The organism is Enterobacter sp. WI-ESBL-E8 (assembly GCF_053364895.1).
This window is the reverse complement of sequence record NZ_JBRWXJ010000001.1, coordinates 4,749,115-4,773,370: the sequence shown is the minus strand read 5'-3', so window position 1 is coordinate 4,773,370 and position 24,256 is coordinate 4,749,115. Positions and strand designations below refer to the sequence as shown.

At 55.8% G+C, this 24,256-nt stretch carries 20 protein-coding genes, 2 tRNA genes and 1 rRNA gene; 19 read left to right on the top strand and 4 right to left on the bottom strand.

All coding sequences use genetic code 11. The features are described from left to right. Window positions 1-110: 110 nt before the first annotated feature. Window positions 111-2,372 carry a 5-methyltetrahydropteroyltriglutamate--homocysteine S-methyltransferase gene (gene metE, locus ACWHWP_RS22765; RefSeq protein WP_447856492.1) on the top strand — a complete coding sequence of 754 codons (2,262 nt, stop codon included), beginning with the start codon at window positions 111-113 and terminating at the stop codon, window positions 2,370-2,372. A gap of 72 nt (window positions 2,373-2,444) precedes the next feature. Here the strand turns inward: metE and ACWHWP_RS22760 are convergent, their stop codons facing one another. Next, window positions 2,445-3,251, bottom strand: a complete 807-nt coding sequence (locus ACWHWP_RS22760; protein ID WP_447856491.1) for a dienelactone hydrolase family protein — start codon at window positions 3,249-3,251, stop codon at window positions 2,445-2,447. Between the two features lie 255 nt (window positions 3,252-3,506). Between ACWHWP_RS22760 and udp the strand changes: the two genes are divergently transcribed. The 9 genes from udp (at window position 3,507) to tatD (ending at window position 11,417) form a co-directional block, all read left to right on the top strand. Next, window positions 3,507-4,268, top strand: coding sequence for a uridine phosphorylase (udp, locus tag ACWHWP_RS22755; protein ID WP_003860792.1), 762 nt, complete (start codon window positions 3,507-3,509; stop codon window positions 4,266-4,268). Between the two features lie 141 nt (window positions 4,269-4,409). Next, on the top strand, window positions 4,410-5,867 hold the full coding sequence (gene rmuC / locus ACWHWP_RS22750; protein ID WP_447856489.1) for a DNA recombination protein RmuC: 1,458 nt from the start codon (window positions 4,410-4,412) through the stop codon (window positions 5,865-5,867). A gap of 66 nt (window positions 5,868-5,933) precedes the next feature. Beyond that, window positions 5,934-6,689 carry a bifunctional demethylmenaquinone methyltransferase/2-methoxy-6-polyprenyl-1,4-benzoquinol methylase UbiE gene (ubiE, locus tag ACWHWP_RS22745; protein ID WP_008501525.1) on the top strand — a complete coding sequence of 252 codons (756 nt, stop codon included), beginning with the start codon at window positions 5,934-5,936 and terminating at the stop codon, window positions 6,687-6,689. A gap of 13 nt (window positions 6,690-6,702) precedes the next feature. Next, window positions 6,703-7,308, top strand: a complete 606-nt coding sequence (ubiJ, locus tag ACWHWP_RS22740; RefSeq protein ID WP_063431786.1) for a ubiquinone biosynthesis protein UbiJ — start codon at window positions 6,703-6,705, stop codon at window positions 7,306-7,308. After that, a complete protein-coding gene (gene ubiB, locus ACWHWP_RS22735; RefSeq protein WP_447856487.1) occupies window positions 7,305-8,945 on the top strand; it encodes a ubiquinone biosynthesis regulatory protein kinase UbiB in 1,641 nt (546 codons plus the stop codon). Before ubiJ ends, ubiB begins: the two co-directional genes overlap by 4 nt. Window positions 8,946-9,019: 74 nt before the next feature. Beyond that, entirely contained in the window at window positions 9,020-9,274 is a 255-nt protein-coding gene (gene tatA / locus ACWHWP_RS22730; protein ID WP_047345440.1) for a Sec-independent protein translocase subunit TatA, read from the top strand. Between the two features lie 3 nt (window positions 9,275-9,277). Continuing rightward, window positions 9,278-9,820, top strand: a complete 543-nt coding sequence (gene tatB / locus ACWHWP_RS22725; protein WP_047345439.1) for a Sec-independent protein translocase protein TatB — start codon at window positions 9,278-9,280, stop codon at window positions 9,818-9,820. Between the two features lie 2 nt (window positions 9,821-9,822). Then, complete coding sequence (gene tatC / locus ACWHWP_RS22720; protein WP_447856486.1) at window positions 9,823-10,593, top strand: Sec-independent protein translocase subunit TatC; 771 nt, start codon at window positions 9,823-9,825, stop codon at window positions 10,591-10,593. A 41-nt stretch (window positions 10,594-10,634) separates the two neighbouring features. Next, window positions 10,635-11,417: a 3'-5' ssDNA/RNA exonuclease TatD gene (gene tatD, locus ACWHWP_RS22715; protein ID WP_059311546.1), complete on the top strand. Its 783-nt coding sequence runs from the start codon at window positions 10,635-10,637 to the stop codon at window positions 11,415-11,417. Here the strand turns inward: tatD and rfaH are convergent. Then, window positions 11,414-11,905, bottom strand: coding sequence for a transcription/translation regulatory transformer protein RfaH (rfaH, locus tag ACWHWP_RS22710; RefSeq protein WP_059311547.1), 492 nt, complete (start codon window positions 11,903-11,905; stop codon window positions 11,414-11,416). The two genes, tatD and rfaH, sit on opposite strands and share 4 nt — an antisense overlap. A 173-nt stretch (window positions 11,906-12,078) precedes the next feature. On the opposite strand from rfaH, the gene ubiD reads away from it, so the two are divergent. Then, window positions 12,079-13,581 (top strand): 4-hydroxy-3-polyprenylbenzoate decarboxylase, encoded by a 1,503-nt coding sequence (ubiD, locus tag ACWHWP_RS22705; RefSeq protein ID WP_447856746.1) that lies wholly within the window; start codon window positions 12,079-12,081, stop codon window positions 13,579-13,581. A 30-nt stretch (window positions 13,582-13,611) separates the two neighbouring features. Then, complete coding sequence (gene fre / locus ACWHWP_RS22700; protein ID WP_032675626.1) at window positions 13,612-14,313, top strand: NAD(P)H-flavin reductase; 702 nt, start codon at window positions 13,612-13,614, stop codon at window positions 14,311-14,313. 161 nt (window positions 14,314-14,474) lie between these two features. Here fre and fadA read toward each other — a convergent pair whose 3' ends face one another. Then, complete coding sequence (gene fadA / locus ACWHWP_RS22695; protein ID WP_447856485.1) at window positions 14,475-15,638, bottom strand: acetyl-CoA C-acyltransferase FadA; 1,164 nt, start codon at window positions 15,636-15,638, stop codon at window positions 14,475-14,477. Between the two features lie 9 nt (window positions 15,639-15,647). Further along, entirely contained in the window at window positions 15,648-17,837 is a 2,190-nt protein-coding gene (gene fadB / locus ACWHWP_RS22690; protein WP_447856484.1) for a fatty acid oxidation complex subunit alpha FadB, read from the bottom strand. 190 nt (window positions 17,838-18,027) lie between these two features. On the opposite strand from fadB, the gene pepQ reads away from it, so the two are divergent. The 7 genes from pepQ to ACWHWP_RS22655 all read left to right on the top strand — a co-directional run bounded on the left by pepQ (window position 18,028) and on the right by ACWHWP_RS22655 (window position 24,178). Beyond that, window positions 18,028-19,359 carry a Xaa-Pro dipeptidase gene (pepQ, locus tag ACWHWP_RS22685; RefSeq protein ID WP_447856744.1) on the top strand — a complete coding sequence of 444 codons (1,332 nt, stop codon included), beginning with the start codon at window positions 18,028-18,030 and terminating at the stop codon, window positions 19,357-19,359. Continuing rightward, window positions 19,359-19,973 (top strand): IMPACT family protein, encoded by a 615-nt coding sequence (locus ACWHWP_RS22680; protein WP_447856482.1) that lies wholly within the window; start codon window positions 19,359-19,361, stop codon window positions 19,971-19,973. Before pepQ ends, ACWHWP_RS22680 begins: the two co-directional genes overlap by 1 nt. A gap of 39 nt (window positions 19,974-20,012) precedes the next feature. Further along, entirely contained in the window at window positions 20,013-21,464 is a 1,452-nt protein-coding gene (trkH, locus tag ACWHWP_RS22675; protein WP_023309600.1) for a Trk system potassium transporter TrkH, read from the top strand. Between the two features lie 10 nt (window positions 21,465-21,474). After that, on the top strand, window positions 21,475-22,020 hold the full coding sequence (hemG, locus tag ACWHWP_RS22670; protein ID WP_047345430.1) for a menaquinone-dependent protoporphyrinogen IX dehydrogenase: 546 nt from the start codon (window positions 21,475-21,477) through the stop codon (window positions 22,018-22,020). A 354-nt stretch (window positions 22,021-22,374) separates the two neighbouring features. Then, window positions 22,375-23,914 (top strand): 16S ribosomal RNA (locus tag ACWHWP_RS22665). A 69-nt stretch (window positions 23,915-23,983) separates the two neighbouring features. Continuing rightward, window positions 23,984-24,060 (top strand) — tRNA-Ile (locus ACWHWP_RS22660). 42 nt (window positions 24,061-24,102) lie between these two features. Next, a tRNA-Ala gene (locus ACWHWP_RS22655) sits at window positions 24,103-24,178 on the top strand. Window positions 24,179-24,256: the final 78 nt, after the last annotated feature.

The following is a 24,256-nucleotide window of genomic DNA, read 5'->3' as shown; positions in this document are numbered from 1 at the left end:
TCCTTCACTTCGCCATGAACATTTTGCGCTTGAGGAATATACAGTACCTGCCAATTATAGATGTGTAAACATCTGGACGTCTAAATAACGAATTTCACAAGGGGCATACCATGACAATCCGCAATCACACTCTCGGTTTCCCTCGCGTTGGCCTGCGTCGCGAGCTGAAAAAAGCGCAAGAAAGCTACTGGGCGGGTAACGCCACCCGTGAAGAACTGCTGGCGGTGGGACGCGAGCTGCGCGCCCGTCACTGGGATCAGCAAAAACAGGCGGGCATTGACCTGCTGCCGGTGGGCGATTTCGCCTGGTACGACCATGTTCTGACGACCAGCCTGCTGCTTGGCAACGTGCCGGCTCGTCATCAGAACAAAGATGGATCGGTAGATATCGATACCCTGTTCCGCATCGGCCGTGGCCGTGCGCCGACGGGTGAGCCAGCGGCAGCGGCGGAAATGACCAAGTGGTTTAACACCAACTATCACTATATGGTGCCGGAATTCGTAAAAGGCCAGCAGTTCAGGCTGACCTGGACGCAGCTTCTGGATGAAGTGGACGAAGCGCTGGCGCTGGGCCACCAGGTGAAACCGGTGCTGCTTGGGCCGGTAACGTACCTGTGGCTGGGTAAAGTGAAGGGCGAGCAGTTTGACCGACTCAGCCTGCTGAAGGATATTCTGCCGGTCTACAAACAGGTGCTGATTGAGCTGGGCAAGCGCGGCATTCAGTGGGTGCAAATCGACGAACCCGCGCTGGTGCTTGAACTGCCGCAGGCGTGGCTCGATGCCTTCAAACCGGCGTATGACGCGCTTACCGGTCAGGTAAAACTCCTGCTGACCACCTATTTCGATGGCGTGACGCCGAACCTGAAGACCATTACCGCGCTGCCGGTTCAGGGCCTGCACGTTGACCTCGTACACGGTAAAGACGATGTCGCGGAGCTGCACAAGCGGCTGCCTGCGGACTGGCTGCTCTCCGCTGGTCTGATCAACGGCCGTAACGTCTGGCGCGCCGATCTCACCGAGAAATATGCCCAGATTAAGGACATCGTCGGTAAGCGTGAGCTTTGGGTAGCATCTTCCTGTTCGCTGCTGCACAGCCCGATCGATCTGAGCGTGGAAACGCGTCTGGATGCCGAAGTAAAAAGCTGGTTTGCCTTCGCGCTGCAAAAATGTGAAGAGCTGGCCCTGCTGCGCGACGCGCTCAACAGCGGCGACACGGCGGCGATTTCCGAATGGAGCGCACCGATTCAGGCGCGCCGTCATTCGGCTCGCGTGCATAACCCGGCGGTGGAAAAACGCCTGGCGGCCATCACCGCCCAGGACAGCCAGCGTCAGAGCGCGTATGAGGTGCGCGCCGAAGCGCAGCGCGCCCGCTTCAACCTGCCCGCGTGGCCGACCACTACAATTGGTTCCTTCCCGCAGACCACCGAGATCCGCGGCCTGCGTCTGGACTTCAAAAAGGGCAATCTGGATGCGAATCACTACCGCACCGGTATCGCTGAACACATCAAACAGGCGATTATCGAGCAGGAACGTCTGGGTCTGGACGTGCTGGTGCACGGTGAGGCCGAGCGTAACGACATGGTGGAATACTTCGGTGAACATCTGGACGGTTTCGTATTTACCCAGAACGGCTGGGTGCAGAGCTACGGCTCCCGCTGCGTGAAGCCACCGGTGGTTATCGGTGACGTCAGCCGCCCGGAAGCGATCACCGTGGAGTGGGCGAAATACGCGCAGTCCCTGACGGACAAGCCGGTGAAAGGAATGCTCACCGGTCCGGTAACGATTCTTTGCTGGTCTTTCCCGCGTGAAGACGTGACCCGTGAAACCATCGCGAAGCAAATTGCGCTGGCGCTGCGTGACGAAGTGGCGGATCTCGAAGCCGCAGGCATTGGCATCATCCAGATTGACGAACCGGCGCTGCGCGAAGGCTTGCCGCTGCGTCGCAGCGACTGGGATGCGTATTTACAGTGGGGCGTGGAAGCGTTCCGCATCAACGCCGCGGTCGCGAAGGACGACACGCAGATCCACACCCACATGTGTTACTGCGAATTTAACGACATCATGGATTCGATTGCCGCGCTGGACGCTGACGTGATCACCATCGAGACCTCGCGTTCAGACATGGAGCTGCTGGAGTCGTTTGAAGAGTTCGACTATCCGAATGAGATTGGGCCGGGCGTGTACGACATTCACTCCCCGAACGTGCCGAGCGTGGAGTGGATTGAAGCCCTGCTGAAAAAAGCGGCTCAGCGCATTCCAGCAGAGCGCCTGTGGGTAAACCCGGACTGCGGACTGAAAACCCGCGGCTGGCCGGAAACCCGCGCGGCGCTGGCCAACATGGTGAAGGCGGCGCAGAACTTGCGTCAGGCGTAACGGATCTGCATTGCCGGGTGGCACCCGGCCTACCTGAAGGCCCGGTAAGGCGTAACTGCCACCGGGCTTTTTTTACGCTTTTTCCCCGCCGTACTGGCTAAACCACGCCAGCATCCGCTGCCAGCCATCTTTGGCTGATTCCGCGTGATAGCTCGGACGATAATCGGCGTTAAACGCATGTCCGGCATCCGGGTACACCACAATCTCCGCCTTCGCATTGGCCGCGCGGAGCGCATGGCGCATGGTCTCTACCGAATCCAGCGAAATACCGGTGTCCTGACCGCCGTACAGCCCTAACACCGGGGCATTTAACTCAGTGGCGATATCCACGGGATGTTTCGGTGAATTCAGCGTCTTTTCACCCACCAGTTTGCCGTACCAGGCGACAGCGGCTTTGAGCTGCGGGTTATGTGCGGCATACAGCCAGCTAATGCGACCGCCCCAGCAGAAACCGGTGACCAGCAGACGGTGTGGATCGCCCCCGTTGCGCGCCGCCCAGCTGGCAACGTGGTCGAGATCGGCCAGCACCTGTGCGTCAGGAACCTTGCTGACCAGGTTGCTGAGCAGCGTGGGAATATCGCTGTAGTCGTTCGGATCGCCCTGACGGAAGTAGAGCTCTGGAGCAACGGCCAGATACCCTTCCAGCGCCAGCCGGCGGCAGAGGTCGCGAATGTGTTCGTGAACGCCAAAAATCTCCTGAATCACAATCACGATGGGCAGCGGGCCGTCTGCCGATTTTGGCCGTGCGTGATAAGCAGGCATATTCTCCCCCTGCGAGGGAATGGAGGTCTCACCCGCCGTAATTTCCGCTTCTGGCGTCGACACGATGGTTGAAGCATGTGGGGCCGCAGCAGGTGCAAAACCGGTTTTTTCAGTCATGGCATTCTCCGTACCAATGAGTTAGCGCAAAGGTAAATATAGACACCAGGTTAACAACTCACAGTGCCTTAAACGGTCTATCTTTTGTGCAGCACATGACGATATAACTTGTTAATGTGATGTAAATCACTTTTTTATGGAAATTTAATGCAATCATTTTCATTCATGGTGAGTTGCGTCACGAAATTATCCTTACTGCTTCTGTAAAGTACCGTTTTACTTCTTCTGACTAACCGACCCACAGAGGAGTCACCTATGTCTAAGTCTGATGTTTTTCATCTCGGCCTCACCAAAAACGATTTACAAGGGGCTACGCTCGCAATCGTCCCTGGCGACCCTGAGCGTGTGGAAAAGATCGCCGCGCTGATGGATAAGCCGGTCAAGCTGGCAGCCCATCGCGAATTCACCACCTGGCGTGCAGAGCTGGATGGTAAAGCCGTGATCGTGTGTTCTACCGGTATCGGTGGACCGTCTACTTCAATTGCTGTTGAAGAACTGGCGCAACTGGGCATTCGTACTTTCCTGCGTATCGGTACCACCGGCGCTATTCAGCCGCACATCAACGTGGGCGACGTGCTGGTCACGACCGCGTCCGTACGTCTGGACGGAGCAAGCCTGCACTTTGCGCCGATGGAATTCCCGGCAGTAGCAGACTTTGAATGTACTACTGCGCTGGTTGAAGCCGCGAAATCCGTGGGCGCGACTACCCACGTGGGCGTAACCGCCTCTTCCGATACCTTCTACCCGGGCCAGGAGCGTTACGACACCTTCTCCGGCCGCGTCGTTAGCCGTTTCAAAGGCTCAATGGAAGAGTGGCAGTCCATGGGCGTGATGAACTACGAAATGGAATCTGCAACGCTGCTGACCATGTGCGCAAGCCAGGGTCTGCGTGCCGGTATGGTGGCGGGCGTTATCGTCAACCGTACCCAGCAGGAAATCCCGAACGCCGAAACCATGAAGCAGACTGAAAGTCATGCGGTGAAAATCGTGGTTGAAGCCGCGCGTCGCCTGATCTAGTCCTCTCCTTTCGAAATCAAAGGCCGACACGTTCGGCCTTTGTTTTTTTGCGTAGCGCCTCGCAGGAAAACCCTTTCAAACTGGACGTTTATACAGCACAATCCTATTTTGTGCGGGTAATACGTTGATGCAGGGGGCATTGTGGATATCTCAGTCCTGGTATATGCGGTGATTGCGCTGGCGGGTGTGGCAATAGGCTGGCTCATTTCCAGCTATCAGCATGCGCAGCAGAAGGCCGATCAATTGGCAGAGCGCGAAGAGATAGTCGCCGATTTAAGCGCGGCAAAGCAGCAGCTTGCGCTGAGCGAACACTGGCGTGATGAGTGTGAGCTGCTCAACAACGAGCTGCGTAATCTGCGCGATATCAACACCTCGCTGGAGGCCGATCTCCGCGAAGTGACCACCCGCCTTGAATCCACGCAACTGCATGCGGAAGACAAAATCCGCCAGATGATCAACAGCGAGCAGCGCCTCAGCGAACAGTTTGAGAACCTCGCCAACCGTATTTTCGAGCACAGCAACCGTCGCGTTGACGAACAGAACCGCCAGAGTCTGAACAGCCTGCTGACGCCGCTGCGCGAACAGCTGGACGGTTTTCGCCGCCAGGTGCAGGACAGCTTTGGTCAGGAAGCCCGCGAGCGCCACACGCTGGCGCATGAGATTCGCAATCTTCAGCAACTGAATGCGCAAATGGCGCAGGAAGCGGTCAACCTGACCCGTGCCCTTAAAGGTGATAACAAAACCCAGGGCAATTGGGGAGAAGTGGTACTGACCCGCGTACTGGAAGCCTCTGGCCTGCGGGAAGGCTATGAATACGAAACGCAGGTGAGTATCGAAAACGATGCCCGCTCGCGTATGCAGCCGGATGTAATAGTGCGGCTGCCGCAGGGTAAAGATGTGGTGATTGACGCCAAAATGACGCTGGTGGCGTATGAGCGCTACTTTAATGCGGAAGATGACTATACGCGTGAGTCTGCCCTGCAGGAGCACATTGCCTCGGTGCGTAACCACATTCGCCTGCTCGGCAGAAAAGATTATCAGCAACTGCCAGGCCTGCGCTCGCTGGACTATGTTCTGATGTTTATCCCGGTTGAGCCCGCGTTTCTGCTGGCACTCGACAGACAGCCTGAGCTGATCACCGAAGCGCTCAAAAACAACATTATGCTGGTCAGCCCTACCACGCTGCTGGTGGCCTTGCGCACTATTGCCAACCTCTGGCGCTATGAGCACCAGAGCCGCAACGCGCAGCAGATTGCCGAACGCGCCAGCAAGCTGTACGACAAAATGCGCCTCTTCGTGGACGACATGTCTTCGGTCGGGCAGAGCCTGGACCGTGCGCAGGATAACTACCGTCAGGCGATGAAAAAACTCGCCTCCGGCCGTGGCAATCTTCTGGTGCAGGCAGAAGCATTCCGCAGCCTGGGAGTAGAGGTTAAACGCGAGATTAATCCGGAATTGGTCGAACAGGCCATCGCCCAGGACGAAGAGTTTCGCCTGCGTGAAGGTGCGGACGAACAAAAGACAAACAGTGAAGACAACACCTTAGCGGCGGATTTATCACTCGAAGAGCCTCCCGCGCGTTTCTTTCGCGGTGGTTGAAACGTAGGGCAATTGCGCCCAATCTGTTACACTTCACGAACATTTTACTGATAAGCAGGCTCTGAGATGGTTGACGATTCACAAGACACAACGCACTTTGGCTTTCAGACTGTCGCCAAAGCGCAGAAAGCTGACATGGTGGCCCACGTATTTCATTCCGTGGCGGCGAAGTACGATGTGATGAATGACCTGATGTCGTTCGGTATTCATCGCTTGTGGAAGCGCTTCACCATTGACTGTAGCGGCGTGCGTCGTGGACAAACTGTGCTGGACTTAGCCGGCGGTACGGGCGATTTAACCGCGAAATTCTCCCGTCTGGTGGGCGAAACCGGTCGGGTTGTTCTCGCAGATATCAATGACTCCATGCTGAAAATGGGACGCGAAAAGCTGCGTAACATCGGCGTGGTGGGGAATGTGGAATATGTGCAGGCAAACGCCGAAGCGCTGCCGTTCCCGGACAACACCTTCGACTGCATCACTATCTCCTTCGGTCTGCGTAACGTTACCGATAAAGAAAAAGCGCTGCGTTCCATGTATCGCGTGCTGAAGCCGGGTGGACGCCTGCTGGTGCTCGAGTTCTCTAAACCCATTATTGAGCCGCTGAGCAAAGCTTACGACGCCTATTCCTTCCACGTGCTGCCGCGCATCGGCGAGCTGGTGGCCAACGACGCGGAAAGCTATCGCTATCTGGCGGAGTCTATCCGTATGCACCCGGATCAGGACACATTAAAAGCCATGATGCAGGACGCGGAATTTGAGAACGTTGAATATTTCAACCTGACGGCGGGTGTCGTCGCGCTGCATCGCGGTTACAAATTCTGAGTGGAGGTGTCCCGTGCCCTTTAAACCCTTAGTCTCCGCAGGCATCGAGAATGTACTGAACGCTTTTCTGTATCGCGCTCCGGCGCTGAAAGCCGCACGTCAGCGGCTGAGCGGGAAGGTATTACGTATTGTTTTAAAAGAGTTCTCGACGCCGCTTGTGCTGGTCTTCAGCGAGCGCCAGCTTGACGTTCTGGGGGAGTGGGAAGGTGAAGCCGACTGCTCGGTCATCACTCACATGAGCGTGCTGCCAAAACTGCGCGATCGCCAGCAATTAACGGCGCTTATCCGCAGCGGTGAGCTGGAAGTGGAAGGCGATATCCAGGTCGTGCAGAACTTCGTTGCGCTCACCGATCTGGCTGAGTTTGACCCGGCAGAACTGCTCGCACCCTTTATCGGCGACATTGCCGCCGAGGGCATCGGGAAAGTCCTTCATGGCGGCGCATCCTTCGCGCGCAAAAGCTTTCAACGTCAGCAACGCTATGCGGCGGAAGTGCTGACGGAGGAGTGGCGAATGGCGCCCGGATCGCTGGAAGTTGCGTGGTTTGCGGAAGAAACCGCTGCTGTTGAACGTGCGGTTGATGCGTTAACCAAACGGCTGGAAAAACTGGAGGGCAAATGACGCCTGGTGAAATTCGGCGCCTCTATTTCATTATTCGCACCTTTTTGAGCTACGGGCTCGACGAGCTTATCCCCAAAATGCGTATCACGCTGCCGCTTCGTATCTGGCGGCGGATGCTGTTCTGGATGCCCAATCGTCATAAAGGTCAGCCGCTGGGCGAGCGTCTGCGCCTGGCGCTGCAGGAGCTGGGGCCGGTGTGGATTAAGTTCGGGCAGATGCTCTCGACCCGTCGCGATCTCTTCCCGCCTCTGATTGCTGATGAGCTCGCGATGCTGCAGGATCGCGTCGCACCGTTTGACGGCGCGCGCGCGAAAAAGCAAATTGAAGAGGCGATGGGAAATATTCCCGTCGAGACCTGGTTTGACGATTTCGACATTCAGCCACTGGCGTCGGCCTCTATCGCGCAGGTGCACACCGCGCGTCTGAAAGAAAACGGCAAAGAAGTCGTTATTAAAGTCATTCGTCCGGACATCCTGCCCGTCATCAAAGCAGACATGAAGCTGATTTATCGTCTGGCGCGCTGGGTGCCGCGTCTGCTGCCGGACGGGCGCCGTCTGCGTCCGATGGAAGTGGTGCGGGAATATGAAAAAACGCTGATTGACGAGCTTAACCTCCTGCGCGAGTCGGCAAACGCCATTCAGCTGCGTCGCAACTTTGAAAACAGCCCGATGCTTTATGTACCTGAAGTCTATTCTGACTACTGCAGCCAGAACATGATGGTAATGGAGCGCATCTACGGTATTCCCGTCTCCGATGTGGTGGCCCTGGAAAAACAGGGAACGAACATGAAGCTGTTGGCCGAACGTGGCGTACAGGTCTTCTTTACCCAGGTATTCCGCGACAGCTTCTTCCACGCGGACATGCACCCGGGCAATATCTTCGTGAGCTACGAGCACCCTGAAGATCCGAAGTATATTGGTATCGACTGCGGGATTGTGGGGTCGCTGAATAAAGAAGATAAACGCTATCTGGCTGAGAACTTCATCGCTTTCTTCAACCGCGACTACCGTAAGGTGGCCGAGCTGCACGTCGATTCCGGCTGGGTGCCGCCGGACACCAACGTCGAAGAATTCGAGTTTGCGATCCGAACCGTTTGCGAACCGATTTTTGAAAAACCGCTGGCGGAAATCTCCTTCGGGCACGTGCTGTTAAACCTGTTCAACACCGCTCGCCGCTTTAATATGGAAGTCCAGCCGCAGCTAGTTTTACTTCAGAAAACATTACTTTACGTTGAGGGTGTAGGCCGACAGCTCTATCCTCAGTTAGACTTGTGGAAGACCGCGAAACCTTTCCTTGAATCCTGGATTAAGGATCAGGTTGGCATTCCGGCGCTGGTGCGCTCGCTGAAGGAGAAAGGCCCGTTCTGGATAGAGAAAATGCCTGAAATTCCTGAACTGGTTTATGACAGTTTGCGTCAGAGCAAGAACCTTCAGCACAGTATGGATAAAATCGCCCGCGAGCTTCAGTCCAGCCGCGTTCGTCAGGGACAGTCACGCTATCTCTTTGGGATTGGCGCAACGCTGCTGCTGAGCGGTACGCTGCTGCTGATCAACCGCCCGGACTGGCAGATGATGCCCGCCTGGCTGATGGCTGGCGGGGCTGTTGTCTGGCTGGCCGGCTGGCGAAAAACGCGCTGAGTTCATCGCCTTCGACGGGTCGCATACGTATAATGCGACCTGACTAATTAATCATCTATCCCTGAGGAACATGTATGGGTGGTATCAGTATCTGGCAATTGTTGATCATTGCCGTCATCGTCGTGCTGCTGTTTGGCACCAAAAAGCTCGGTTCTATTGGTTCCGATCTGGGCGCGTCTATCAAAGGCTTCAAGAAAGCGATGAGCGATGATGAGAGTAAGCAGGATAAAACCAGCCAGGACGCTGACTTTACTGCTAAATCCATCTCCGACAAGCAAGAAGAAGCCAAAAAGGAAGACGCTAAAAGCCACGATAAAGAGCAGGTGTAAGCCGTGTTCGACATTGGTTTTAGTGAGCTGCTGCTGGTCTTTGTGATTGGTCTGATCGTGTTGGGGCCGCAGCGTCTGCCGGTGGCAGTGAAAACCGTTGCGGGCTGGGTGCGTGCGCTGAGATCGCTGGCATCGACCGTTCAGAATGAGCTGGCGCAGGAGCTTAAGCTGCAGGAATTTCAGGAAAGCCTGAAAAAGGTTGAGAAGGCGAGCATGGATAACCTGACGCCGGAACTGAAAGCCTCAATGGATGAACTGCGTGAAGCGGCGGAATCCATGAAGCGCTCCTACAGCGTTAACGATCCTGAAAAAGCGAGCGATGAAGCGAACACCATCCATAACCCGGTGGTGAAGGGCAGCGAGGAGCAGCGTGAGGGCGTAACGCCAGCCAGCGCTGAACATCAGGCTGCTGCGCCGGAACAGACGCCGCAGGAAACTGAAGTGAAAAAACAGGCGCAGCCGGAAGACCCCGCGATAAAAGTGGCAGAGGCGAAGCCCGCCGCACCTGTTTCCGAATCATCCCCCTCGTCGAGTGATAAAGCGTAAACATGGCTGTAGATGATACTCAACCGCTCATTACGCACCTCATTGAGCTGCGTAAGCGCCTGTTAAACTGCATTATTGCGGTTCTCGTTATTTTTCTATGCCTGGTCTATTTCGCCAACGATATCTACCAGGTTGTCTCTGCACCGTTGATCAAGCAGATGCCGCTGGGCGCAACGATGATTGCGACGGACGTGGCCTCTCCGTTCTTTACCCCCATCAAGCTTACCTTTTGGGTATCGCTGATTGCCTCTGCGCCGGTCATTCTGTATCAGGTCTGGGCATTTGTGGCGCCGGCCTTGTACAAGCATGAACGCAAGCTGGTGATCCCGCTGCTGGTCTCCAGCTCCCTGCTGTTCTATATCGGCATGGCGTTTGCCTATTTTGTTGTCTTCCCGCTGGCCTTCGGCTTCCTCACGCACACCGCGCCGGAAGGGGTTCAGGTGTCGACGGATATCGCCAGCTACCTCAGTTTTGTCATGGCGCTGTTTATGGCGTTCGGCGTGGCATTTGAAGTGCCGGTGGCCATTGTGCTGCTTTGCTGGGTAGGGGTAACCACGCCGGATGACCTGCGTAAGAAGCGTCCGTATATCCTGGTAGGCGCATTTGTGGTCGGTATGCTGCTGACGCCGCCAGATGTGTTCTCGCAAACGCTGCTGGCCATACCGATGTACTGCCTGTTTGAAGTCGGCGTATTCTTCTCGCGTTTCTACGTGGGTAAAGGACGTCGAACGGATGATGAAGACGATACGTCCGACAAGACTACTGAAGATTAAAACCAGCCGCCCGTCAGGGCGGTTGTTATATGGGGATTAGTATGTTTGATATCGGACTCAACCTGACCAGCCCGCAGTTTGCGAAAGATCGCGATGAGGTGGTTGCGCGTGCATTTGCGGCTGGGGTGAAAGGACTGCTGCTTACGGGGACCAACCTGCATGAAAGCGAGCAGGCGCAGCAGCTGGCGCAACGCTACGATCGCTGTTGGTCTACCGCTGGCGTGCATCCTCATGACAGCAGCCAGTGGACCCCGGACAGTAGCGAAACCCTGCACAGGCTGGCGAAGATGCCAGACGTTGTGGCTATCGGTGAATGCGGTCTCGATTTCAACCGTAACTTTTCTACGCCTGAAGAGCAGGAAAAGGCGTTCACTGCCCAGCTTGCACTGGCGGCAGAGCTTGAAATGCCCGTATTTATGCACTGCCGCGACGCGCATGAGCGTTTCCTGGCGCTGCTGGATCCGTGGCTGAATAAACTGCCCGGCGCGGTGCTGCACTGCTTCACTGGTTCTCGCCAGGAGGCGCTGGATTGCCTGAAGCGAGGGCTTTATCTGGGCATTACCGGCTGGGTTTGCGATGAGCGCCGCGGGCTTGAGCTTCGGGAACTGTTACCCGCGATCCCGGCTGACCGGCTGCTTTTTGAAACCGATGCGCCTTATCTGCTGCCGCGCGATATGAAACCCAAACCGGCATCGCGGCGAAATGAGCCCGCCTGGCTGGGGCACATTGTTGAGAGCGTAGCGAAGTGGCGCGGAGAGGATCCGCACTGGCTTTCCGCGCAGACGGATGACAACGTGCGTAATTTGTTCGGGATAGGTTTTTAAACTTTGCGGAAGTCGGTGTTTTTAACGCTCTGAAGCACCTGCTTGTTCAGCAGGTTGAGCAACAGCATGGAGCGGGCTTCACCGTCCGGCTCGGCAAAAATTGCCTGCAGGCCTTCAAAAGCGCCTTCCGTAATGACAACGCAATCGCCCGTGTAAGGCGTTTCCGGGTCGGTGATCCCTTCAGGCTGTTGATAAACTGACAGCTGGTGAATAACCGTCGACGGAACCGTTGCCGGATGGGCACCAAAACGAACAAAGTGGCTGACGCCGCGCGTGGCGCTGATAGTGGTGGTATGGATCACCTCCGGGTCGAACTCCACGAACAGGTAGTTCGGGAATAACGGCTCACTCACGGTTGTGCGCTTCCCGCGCTGCATCTTTTCAAGCGTGATCACGGGCGTCAGGCAATTCACAGACTGACGTTCAAGATGTTCCTGCGCGCGCTGAAGTTGCCCGCGTTTGCAATACAGTAAATACCAGGCCTGCATAATCACTCTTTCCCTTAGTTCGGGGCGCAAGCATATCAAAACCCTGGCGGGATCGCTAAGTTGATTATAATGGGGGAAAACGCAACAGAACGCATAAGTTCACGCTTGTTTAACAAAATTACAGCATCAAGCAGTCTTACGCCGTATAATGAAGCGCTTACAGAGAGGCCATGATTAACTGCATGAAATACCAAGATCTCCGCGACTTCCTGACGCTGCTGGAAAAGCAGGGTGAACTCAAACGCATTACACTTCCTGTTGATCCTTATCTGGAGATGACAGAAATAGCTGACCGCACCCTGCGTGCCGGTGGCCCCGCATTACTGTTTGAAAATCCGAAAGGTTACTCAATGCCGGTGCTGTGCAACCTGTTTGGGACACCGCGTCGTGTCGCACTGGGGATGGGGCAGGAGGACGTCACGGCGCTGCGCGAAGTGGGTAAACTGCTGGCGTTTCTGAAAGAGCCGGAGCCACCGAAAGGCTTCCGCGATCTGTTCGACAAACTGCCGCAGTTTAAGCAGGTACTGAACATGCCTACCAAACGCCTGCGCGGCGCGCCGTGCCAGCAGAAAGTGCTGGAAGGCGATGCGGTTGATTTGACTAAAATCCCTATTATGCAGTGCTGGCCTGAAGATGCCGCTCCGCTGATCACCTGGGGGCTCACCGTGACGCGCGGCCCGCACAAAGAGCGCCAGAATCTGGGTATTTACCGCCAGCAGTTGATTGGCAAGAATAAGCTCATCATGCGCTGGCTGTCGCATCGCGGCGGCGCGCTGGATTTCCAGGAGTGGTGCGCTGCGCATCCTGGTGAACGTTTCCCGGTTTCAGTTGCGCTAGGTGCCGATCCGGCCACCATTCTCGGGGCGGTAACGCCCGTACCCGATACGCTCTCTGAATATGCGTTTGCAGGCCTGCTGCGCGGGACCAAAACGGAAGTCGTGAAGTGTATCTCTAACGATCTTGAAGTTCCGGCCAGTGCCGAAATTGTGCTGGAAGGTTACATTGAGCAGGGTGAACTGGCACCGGAAGGTCCCTACGGTGACCACACCGGCTATTACAACGAAGTGGATAACTTCCCGGTGTTTACCGTGACGCACATTACGCAGCGTGAAGATGCGATTTATCACTCCACGTATACCGGACGTCCACCGGACGAACCCGCGGTACTGGGCGTGGCGCTGAATGAAGTGTTTGTGCCGATCCTGCAAAAACAGTTCCCGGAAATCGTAGATTTCTATCTGCCGCCTGAAGGATGCTCGTATCGCATGGCGGTGGTCACGATGAAGAAACAGTATCCTGGCCACGCTAAACGCGTAATGATGGGCGTATGGTCTTTCCTGCGCCAGTTTATGTATACCAAATTTGTTATTGTCTGCGATGATGACGTTAACGCCCGCGACTGGAATGACGTCATTTGGGCCATTACCACGCGAATGGACCCGGCGCGTGATACGGTGTTAGTCGAAAACACGCCGATAGATTACCTGGATTTTGCCTCGCCGGTTTCCGGACTTGGCTCAAAAATGGGACTGGATGCCACAAATAAATGGCCCGGCGAAACCGACCGTGAATGGGGTCGCCCGATCAAAAAAGATCCTGCCGTGACCGCGCGAATTGACGCGATCTGGGACGAACTGGCCATAATGAGTAACGGTAAGCCTGAATCTGACCGTTAAGCCCTATAGACTTCCCGACAGAGAGAGCGAATGACAACCTTAAGCTGTAAAGTGACCTCGGTAGATGCCATCACCGACACCGTATATCGCGTCCGTTTAGTGCCAGAAGCGCCATTCTCTTTCCGCGCTGGTCAGTACTTAATGGTTGTGATGGATGAGCGTGATAAGCGTCCTTTCTCTATGGCCTCAACGCCAGCGGAGCAGGAATTTATTGAGCTTCATATTGGTGCGTCAGAGCTTAACCTGTATGCGATGGCGGTGATGGATCGGATCCTGAAGGAACGCGAAATCGTGGTGGATATTCCACACGGTGAGGCGTGGCTGCGCGATGACGAAGACCGTCCACTGATCCTCATCGCTGGCGGCACTGGCTTCTCGTATGTGCGCTCTATTCTGTTGACCGCCCTGGCGCGTAATCCGGACCGTGATATCACCATTTACTGGGGTGGCCGCGAAGAGAAACATCTGTATGACCTTTCTGAGCTGGAAGCGCTGAGCGTAACCCATCCTAACCTGCGCATTGAGCCGGTGGTTGAGCAGCCGGAAGAGGGCTGGCGTGGGCGTAGCGGAACGGTGCTGACGGCGGTACTGCAGGATCATGGCACGCTGGCAGGGCACGACATCTATATCGCTGGCCGTTTTGAGATGGCGAAAATTGCCCGCGACCTGTTCTGTAACGAACGTGACGCGCGTGAAGACCGTCTGTTCGGCGATGCGTTTGCCTTCATTTAAATAAAAAACCCGCCCCTGACAGGCGGGAAGAACGGCAACTAAACTCTTTCTCAACGCCCGTGAAGCCAGTGGCGGTGAGATACCTCTCGTAGGCCGGGAAAGCGCAGCGCCTCCCGGCAAAAGCCCGATGGCGCGATGCTTATCGGGCCTACGTTATAGCCTTACACTCTCTCAAACACTGTCGCGATACCCTGACCCAGCCCGATACACATCGTTGCCAGACCAAACTGGGCATCTTTGCGTTCCATCAGGTTAATCAGCGTGGTGCTGATACGCGCCCCGGAGCAGCCCAGCGGGTGACCGAGGGCGATCGCGCCGCCGTTGAGGTTAATCTTCTCGTCGATCTGCTCCATCAGCCCCAGATCTTTAATGCACGGCAGGATCTGCGCAGCGAACGCTTCGTTCATCTCAAACAGGTCGATGTCGCTGGCGGTTAATCCCGCTTTTTTCAGCGCCAGCTTCGACGCCGGAACCGGGCCGTAGCCCATGATCGAAGGGTCGCAGCCCACGACCGCCATCGAACGCACGCGGGCGCGAGGCGTTAACCCCAGCTCGCGAGCGCGGCTTTCGCTCATCACCAGCATCGCGGCGGCACCGTCGGACAGCGCCGACGAGGTACCTGCCGTGACCGTCCCAGTGACCGGATCAAACGCAGGGCGCAGGGTGGAAAGCGCTTCTATGGTGGTTTCCGGGCGGATCACTTCGTCGTAGCTGAACTGCTTCAGAACGCCGTCAGCATCGTGGCCGCCGGTAGGGATGATCTCGTTTTTAAAGGCGCCGGACTGCGTTGCAGCCCATGCGCGAGCGTGAGAGCGGGCGGCGAAGGTATCCTGCATTTCACGGCTAATGCCATGGAGGCGGGAGAGCATCTCAGCGGTGAGGCCCATCATCCCTGCCGCTTTCGCCACGTTACGGCTCATACCCGGGTGGAAATCGACCCCGTGGCTCATCGGTACGTGACCCATATGCTCCACGCCGCCGACCAGGCAGGCCTGGGCATCGCCGGTCATGATCATACGTGCCGCGTCGTGCAGCGCCTGCATGGATGAACCACACAGGCGGTTAACGGTGACGGCCGGAACCGAATGCGGGATTTCCGCCAGCAGCGACGCGTTACGGGCAATGTTGAAGCCCTGCTCCAGGGTCTGCTGCACGCAGCCCCAGTAAATATCGTCGAGCGCAGCAGGATCCAGCGCCGGATTACGCGCCAGCAGGCTACGCATCAGATGCGCGGAGAGATCTTCCGCACGCACGTTACGGAATGCACCGCCTTTTGAACGGCCCATCGGGGTGCGAATCGCATCAACAATGACAACCTTTTCCATTGTGACTCCTTAAGCCGTTTTCAGCTCGCCAACCGGACGGGCTGGCTCAACTGCTGGATAGTAGGGTTCGTTATGGCGCGCTTTGTTGCGCAGCCCTTCCGGCACCTCATAAAGCGGGCCGAGGTGCTGATACTGCTGAGCCATATCGAGATAGCGGGCGCTGCCGAGAGTATCCAGCCAGCGGAACGTGCCGCCGTGGAACGGAGGGAAGCCCAGGCCGTACACCAGCGCCATGTCGGCTTCTGCCGGGCTGGCGATGATGTCTTCTTCGAGGCAACGCACCACTTCGTTGATCATCGGGATCATCATGCGGGCAATGATTTCATCGTCGGTGAAGTCGCGCTTCGGCTGACTGACGTCGGCCAGCAGGCCATCCACCACGGCATCTTCTTCTTTCTTCGGTTTGCCTTTGCTGTCTTCTTTATAGCGCCAGAAGCCCAGGCCGTTTTTCTGACCGAAGCGGTTGGCGTCGAACAGGGCGTCAATCGCGTCGCGATAATCTTTCTGCATGCGCTGCGGGAAGCCCGCCGCCATGACTGCCTGAGCGTGGTGGGCGGTATCAATGCCGACCACATCCAGCAGATACGCCGGGCCCATTGGCCAGCCGAACTGTTTTTCCATCACTTTGTCGATTTTGCGGAAGTCCGCGCCGTCGCGCAGCAGCTGGCTGAAACCGGCGAAGTAAGGGAACAGGACGCGGTTGACGAAGAAGCCCGGGCAGTCGTTCACCACGATCGGCGTTTTACCCATCTTGCTCGCCCACGCCACCACTTTAGCAATGGTTTCGTCAGAGGTTTTTTCCCCGCGGATCACCTCGACCAGCGGCATACGGTGTACCGGGTTGAAGAAGTGCATCCCGCAGAAGTTTTCCGGACGCTTCAGCACGCTCGCCAGTTCGCTGATTGGAATGGTCGAGGTGTTAGACGCCAGCACCGTGCCAGGACGCACCTTGTCTTCCGTTTCCGCCAGCACCGCTTTTTTGACTTTCGGGTTTTCAACTACGGCTTCAACGACTACGTCCACGCGGTCGAAACCGGTGTATTCCAGCGTTGGCTGGATCGTTGAGATCACTCCGGAGAGCTTAAGTCCGTCAATTTTGCCGCGTTCCAGCTGTTTATTCAGCAGCTTGGCCGCTTCGGTCATACCCAGCGTCAGTGATTTCTCGCTGATGTCTTTCATCACTACCGGCACGCCTTTCCAGGCCGACTGGTAGGCGATGCCGCCACCCATAATGCCGGCGCCGAGTACCGCCGCGTGTTTTGGCGTCTCAACGTTTTTGGTCAGCTGTTTGGCTTTTCCTTTCACGAACTGATCGTTGAGGAAGATACCGACCAGCGCACGGGCTTCATTGGTGTGCGCCAGCGGAACAAAGCTCTGGTTTTCAAGCTTCAGCGCGTCGTCGCGACCAAGGCGGGCGGCTGCTTCGATGGTTTTTACCGCGGTGATGGGCGCAGGATAGTGTTTACCTGCCGTCTGCATCACCATGCCTTTGGCGATGGTGAAGCTCATGGTGGCTTCAATCTTCCTGAGTTTTAACGGTTCCAGCTTCGGCTGGCGTTTCGCTTTCCAGTCGAGATCGCCGTTAATCGCCTGACGTAAAATGGCGACAGCGCCTTCAACAAGCTTCTCTGGTTTAACGACGCCGTCGACCAGGCCGATTTTCTGCGCCTGTTCTGCACCGACGTCTTTACCTGCGGCAATGATCTCAAGTGCGCTGTCGGCACCCAGCATGCGCGGCATACGCACGGAGCCGCCAAAGCCCGGCATGATACCCAGCTTCGTTTCCGGCAGGCCAATGCGCAGGTCCGGCGTCGCCAGACGGTAATCCGTGGCTAACACGCATTCGCAGCCACCGCCCAGCGCGTAGCCGTTAACGGCGGAAATGGTCGGGACAGGTAGATCTTCCAGACGGTTAAAGACGCTGTTCGCAAAGTGCAGCCACTGGCTCAGCTGTTCTTCAGGCACCAGGAAGAGCGAGAGGAATTCGGTGATATCGGCACCGACAATAAAGGCCGCTTTGTTCGAGCGCAGCAGCAGCCCTTTTAATTCAGGTTGTTTTTCAAGTACATCCAGCGCCTGGCCAAGACTGGCCACCGTCGCGGTATCAAGCTTGTTCACTGAGCCGGGGGCATCGAACACCAGTTCGGCAATGCCATCTTCCAGCCAGTTGAGGTACAGGGTGTCGCCTTTGTAAAGCATGTCAGTCTCCTGAATCCATCAAGTGGATCTGGTCATACCAGATGAGTCGGAGTGTGGGATTTATGTTAATAAAATGCAAATTACTCATTAAGAAATTGCTGCATTGATCACGGTCGGTGGAAATCACGCAGCCGGAGTGAGGTGTGCTAAGATGCGATGACTTGAGGTCAAAAAAACGAAAGGAAGAATGATGGACTCACTGGCTTCGCTTTATAAAAATCATATCGTTACCCTACAGGAACGTACCCGCGATGTACTGGCCCGCTTTAAGCTGGATGCGCTGTTGATCCACTCTGGCGAGCTGATGAATACCTTTCTCGACGATCACGCTTACCCGTTTAAGGTGAACCCGCAGTTTAAAGCCTGGGTGCCGGTGACTCAGGTTCCAAATTGCTGGCTGCTGGTCGATGGCGTGAATAAGCCGAAACTGTGGTTCTACCTGCCGGTTGATTACTGGCACAACGTTGAGCCGTTGCCGACCTCTTTCTGGACGGAAGAAGTGGATGTCATTGCGTTGCCAAAAGCCGACGGCATTGGCAGCCAGCTGCCAGCCGCGCGCGGCAACATCGCCTATATTGGCCCTGTTCCGGAGCGTGCGCTGGGCCTGGATATTCCTGCAGACAAACTCAACCCGAAAGGGGTTCTGGATTACCTGCACTATAACCGCGCGTATAAAACCGACTACGAACTGTACTGCATGCGTGAAGCGCAAAAAACGGCGGTGAACGGCCACCGCGCCGCGCACGAAGCGTTCCAGTCGGGTATGAGCGAGTTCGACATCAACCTGGCTTACCTGACCGCGACAGGCCACCGCGATACCGACGTGCCGTACAGCAATATTGTTGCGCTAAACGAGCATGCTTCCGTCCTGCATTACACCAAACTCGATCACCATGTGCCATCTGAGATGCGCAGCTTCCTGCTTGACGCAGGCGCCGAGTACAACGGTTACGCGGCAGACCTGACGCGTACCTGGGCGGCGAATGCGGATACCGATTTCGCGCAGCTCATTAAAGACGTGAACGATGAACAGCTGGCGCTTATTGGCACCATGAAGGCGGGCACCAGCTATGTGGATTACCACATCCAGTTCCATCAGCGCATCGCGAAGCTGCTGCGTAAGCATCAGATTGTGAAAGACATGAGCGAAGAGGCGATGGTCGAGAACGATCTGACCGGGCCATTTATGCCGCACGGTATTGGTCACCCGCTGGGCCTGCAGGTTCACGACGTTGCGGGCTTTATGCAGGATGATACCGGTACGCATCTGGCGGCACCGTCTAAGTATCCTTACCTGCGCTGCACCCGTATTCTTGAGCCGCGTATGGTGCTGACGATTGAACCGGGGATCTACTTTATCGAATCCCTGCTGGCGCCGTGGCGTGAAGGTCAGTTCAGCAAGCACTTCAACTGGGAAAAAATTGACGCGCTTAAGCCGTTTGGCGGGATTCGCATCGAAGATAACGTTGTGGTTCATGAAAACGGTATCGAGAACATGACGCGAGACCAGAAGCTGGCCTGATGGAAAGCTGGCTGATACCGGCTGAACCGGTCACCTTTGTTGAGGAAATCAAGAAAAGCCGCTTTATTACGCTGCTGGCGCATACCGACTGCGTAGAGGCGGCAAAAGCGTTTGTCGAGTCCGTCCGGGCTGAGCATCCTGACGCACGCCACCACTGCGTGGCGTGGGTGGCAGGGCCGCCGGACGATTCGCAGCAATTGGGGTTTTCCGACGACGGTGAACCGGCAGGAACGGCCGGTAAACCCATGCTCTCCCAGCTGATGGGCAGCGGTGTGGGTGAAATTACCGCCGTGGTGGTGCGCTACTACGGCGGCATTTTATTAGGTACGGGTGGGCTGGTTAAAGCGTATGGCGGAGGGGTTCAGCAGGCGCTGAATATACTCATAACCACCCGCAAAACGCCGCTCACCGAATATACTTTACTGTGTGATTACGCCCAGTTATCCGGCATCGAAACGTTGCTGAAGCAGTTTAACGGTGTCATCGCACACAGTGAATATCAGGCAATGGTGCAATTACGCGTGGCGCTTCCTCAGGCGGAACTGGCTGCTTTTTCAGCAAAACTGGCTGATTTTAGTCGTGGTTCGTTGCAATTGCTGCCGATTGAAGAATAATCCCCACCTCACTTTTGAATACCAAAGGAAGCGGCAGAGATGCATTTTCGTGCCATAACCCGAATCGTTGGACTGCTGGTCATACTCTTTTCCGGGACGATGATTCTCCCTGGACTGGTGGCGCTTATCTACCGGGATGGCGCGGGGCGGGCATTTACCCAGACCTTCTTTGTCGCGCTGGCGATTGGCTCGCTGCTGTGGTGGCCAAACCGTCGTCAGAAAGGTGAGCTGAAATCTCGCGAGGGCTTTCTGATTGTGGTCCTGTTCTGGACGGTACTGGGAAGTGTCGGTTCGCTGCCCTTTATCTTCTCTGAACAGCCTAACCTGAGCATCACGGATGCCTTTTTTGAATCGTTCTCGGGTTTAACGACGACCGGGGCGACGACGCTGGTGGGCCTGGATTCGCTACCGCACGCGATTCTCTTTTATCGCCAGATGCTGCAGTGGTTCGGTGGTATGGGGATCATCGTCCTGGCCGTGGCCATCCTGCCTATTCTGGGCGTCGGTGGTATGCAGCTCTATCGCGCCGAAATGCCCGGACCGCTGAAAGACAACAAAATGCGGCCTCGCATTGCCGAGACGGCGAAAACCCTGTGGCTGATTTATGTCTTGCTGACGGTCGCCTGTGCGCTGGCGCTGTGGTTCGCCGGGATGCCTGCTTTTGATGCTATAGGGCACAGCTTTGCGACGATTGCCATCGGCGGGTTCTCCACCCACGATGCCAGCGTGGGCTACTTCGACAGCCCAACGATCAATACCATCATTGCGATTTTCCTGCTGATCTCCGGCTGTAACTATGGTCTGCACTTCTCTTTACTGAGCGGGCGCAGCCTGAAGGTGTACTGGCGCGATCCGGAGTTCCGCATGTTTATTGGTGTCCAGCTTACGCTGGTCATCATCTGTACCCTGGTGCTGTGGTTCCACGACGTTTATAACTCGGCGCTGACGACCCTAAACCAGGCGTTCTTCCAGGTGGTATCGATGGCGACGACCGCCGGGTTTACCACGGACAGCATTGCGCGCTGGCCGCTGTTCCTGCCGGTGCTCCTGCTGTGTTCCGCGTTTATCGGCGGCTGTGCGGGCTCCACGGGCGGTGGCCTGAAGGTGATTCGTATTCTGCTGCTGTTCAAGCAGGGCAACCGTGAGCTAAAACGTCTGGTTCACCCGAACGCGGTCTACAGCATCAAACTGGGTAACCGCGCGCTGCCGGAACGTATCCTCGAAGCGGTGTGGGGGTTCTTCTCTGCGTATGCGCTGGTCTTTATCGTCAGTATGCTGGCGATTATCGCGACGGGGGTGGATGATTTCTCCGCCTTTGCGTCCGTCGTAGCAACATTGAACAACCTCGGGCCTGGTCTGGGGGTTGTGGCGGATAACTTTGCCAGCATGAACCCGGTCGCGAAATGGATCCTCATCGCCAATATGCTGTTTGGTCGTCTTGAGGTCTTTACGCTGCTGGTGCTGTTCACCCCTACATTCTGGCGCGAGTAAGGAGCCGTTGATGAAAACACTGATTCTTTTCTCTACCCGAGACGGACAAACGCGTGAGATTGCCGCGTATCTGGCATCGGAATTAAAAGAGCTGGGTATTTACTCGGATGTGGTAAACCTGAATCGTGCAGAGCAGATTGCCTGGCAGGATTACGACCGCGTGGTGATTGGCGCGTCAATTCGTTACGGGCATTTCCATCCTGCGCTGGATCGCTTTGTGAAAAAGCACACGGCGGTGCTCAGCAAATTGCCCGGTGCGTTTTACTCGGTCAATCTGGTCGCGCGTAAAGCAGAGAAGCGTACGCCGCAGACCAACAGCTACACGCGCAAGTTTTTACTCAGCTCGCCGTGGCAGCCAGACCTGTGCGCCGTTTTTGCCGGCGCGCTGCGCTACCCTCGCTATCGCTGGTATGACCGCTTCATGATCCGCCTGATTATGAAAATGACGGGGGGCGAAACCGATACGCGTAAAGAAGTGGTTTATACCGACTGGTCGCAGGTGGCCAGTTTCGCTCGGGAAATCGCGCATTTAACGGGCAATTCGCGACTTAAATAAGCGTTAAGTTTGAAAAGTGAGCGAACGAAAAGTTTTTTGTATTTTGTGCTTGTCACGCCAGAATAACTCCCTATAATGCGCCTCCACTGACACGGAACAACGGCACACACGCCGCCGGGTCAGCAGAGAAAAGCAAAAATAAATGCTTGACTCTGAAGCGGGAAAGCGTAATATGCACACCCCGCGCCGCAGCGAAAAGCGAAGCGGCACTGCTCTTTAACAATTTATCAGACAATCTGTGTGGGCACTCAAAGTGACATGGATTCTTAATGTCTTCGGACAATAAATGAATACCAAGTCTCTGAGTGAACATACGTAATTCATTACGAAGTTTAATTCACGAGCATCAAACTTAAATTGAAGAGTTTGATCATGGCTCAGATTGAACGCTGGCGGCAGGCCTAACACATGCAAGTCGAGCGGTAACACAGGGAGCTTGCTCCTGGGTGACGAGCGGCGGACGGGTGAGTAATGTCTGGGAAACTGCCTGATGGAGGGGGATAACTACTGGAAACGGTAGCTAATACCGCATAACGTCGCAAGACCAAAGAGGGGGACCTTCGGGCCTCTTGCCATCAGATGTGCCCAGATGGGATTAGCTAGTAGGTGGGGTAACGGCTCACCTAGGCGACGATCCCTAGCTGGTCTGAGAGGATGACCAGCCACACTGGAACTGAGACACGGTCCAGACTCCTACGGGAGGCAGCAGTGGGGAATATTGCACAATGGGCGCAAGCCTGATGCAGCCATGCCGCGTGTATGAAGAAGGCCTTCGGGTTGTAAAGTACTTTCAGCGGGGAGGAAGGTGTTGAGGTTAATAACCTCAGCAATTGACGTTACCCGCAGAAGAAGCACCGGCTAACTCCGTGCCAGCAGCCGCGGTAATACGGAGGGTGCAAGCGTTAATCGGAATTACTGGGCGTAAAGCGCACGCAGGCGGTCTGTCAAGTCGGATGTGAAATCCCCGGGCTCAACCTGGGAACTGCATTCGAAACTGGCAGGCTAGAGTCTTGTAGAGGGGGGTAGAATTCCAGGTGTAGCGGTGAAATGCGTAGAGATCTGGAGGAATACCGGTGGCGAAGGCGGCCCCCTGGACAAAGACTGACGCTCAGGTGCGAAAGCGTGGGGAGCAAACAGGATTAGATACCCTGGTAGTCCACGCCGTAAACGATGTCGACTTGGAGGTTGTGCCCTTGAGGCGTGGCTTCCGGAGCTAACGCGTTAAGTCGACCGCCTGGGGAGTACGGCCGCAAGGTTAAAACTCAAATGAATTGACGGGGGCCCGCACAAGCGGTGGAGCATGTGGTTTAATTCGATGCAACGCGAAGAACCTTACCTACTCTTGACATCCAGAGAACTTTCCAGAGATGGATTGGTGCCTTCGGGAACTCTGAGACAGGTGCTGCATGGCTGTCGTCAGCTCGTGTTGTGAAATGTTGGGTTAAGTCCCGCAACGAGCGCAACCCTTATCCTTTGTTGCCAGCGGTCCGGCCGGGAACTCAAAGGAGACTGCCAGTGATAAACTGGAGGAAGGTGGGGATGACGTCAAGTCATCATGGCCCTTACGAGTAGGGCTACACACGTGCTACAATGGCGCATACAAAGAGAAGCGACCTCGCGAGAGCAAGCGGACCTCATAAAGTGCGTCGTAGTCCGGATTGGAGTCTGCAACTCGACTCCATGAAGTCGGAATCGCTAGTAATCGTAGATCAGAATGCTACGGTGAATACGTTCCCGGGCCTTGTACACACCGCCCGTCACACCATGGGAGTGGGTTGCAAAAGAAGTAGGTAGCTTAACCTTCGGGAGGGCGCTTACCACTTTGTGATTCATGACTGGGGTGAAGTCGTAACAAGGTAACCGTAGGGGAACCTGCGGTTGGATCACCTCCTTACCTTAAAGAACCTGCCTTTGTAGTGCTCACACAGATTGTCTGATGAAAAACAGCAGTAAAAATCTCTGCAGGCTTGTAGCTCAGGTGGTTAGAGCGCACCCCTGATAAGGGTGAGGTCGGTGGTTCAAGTCCACTCAGGCCTACCAAACTCCTTTTAAAGGATGAGCGGTACAGAGATTAAAAACGATGGGGCTATAGCTCAGCTGGGAGAGCGCCTGCTTTGCACGCAGGAGGTCTGCGGTTCGATCCCGCATAGCTCCACCATCTTTTACTGCGAACACAAGAAAACTTCAGAGTGAACCTGAAAAGGTGCACTGCGAAGTTTTGCTCTTTAAAAATCTG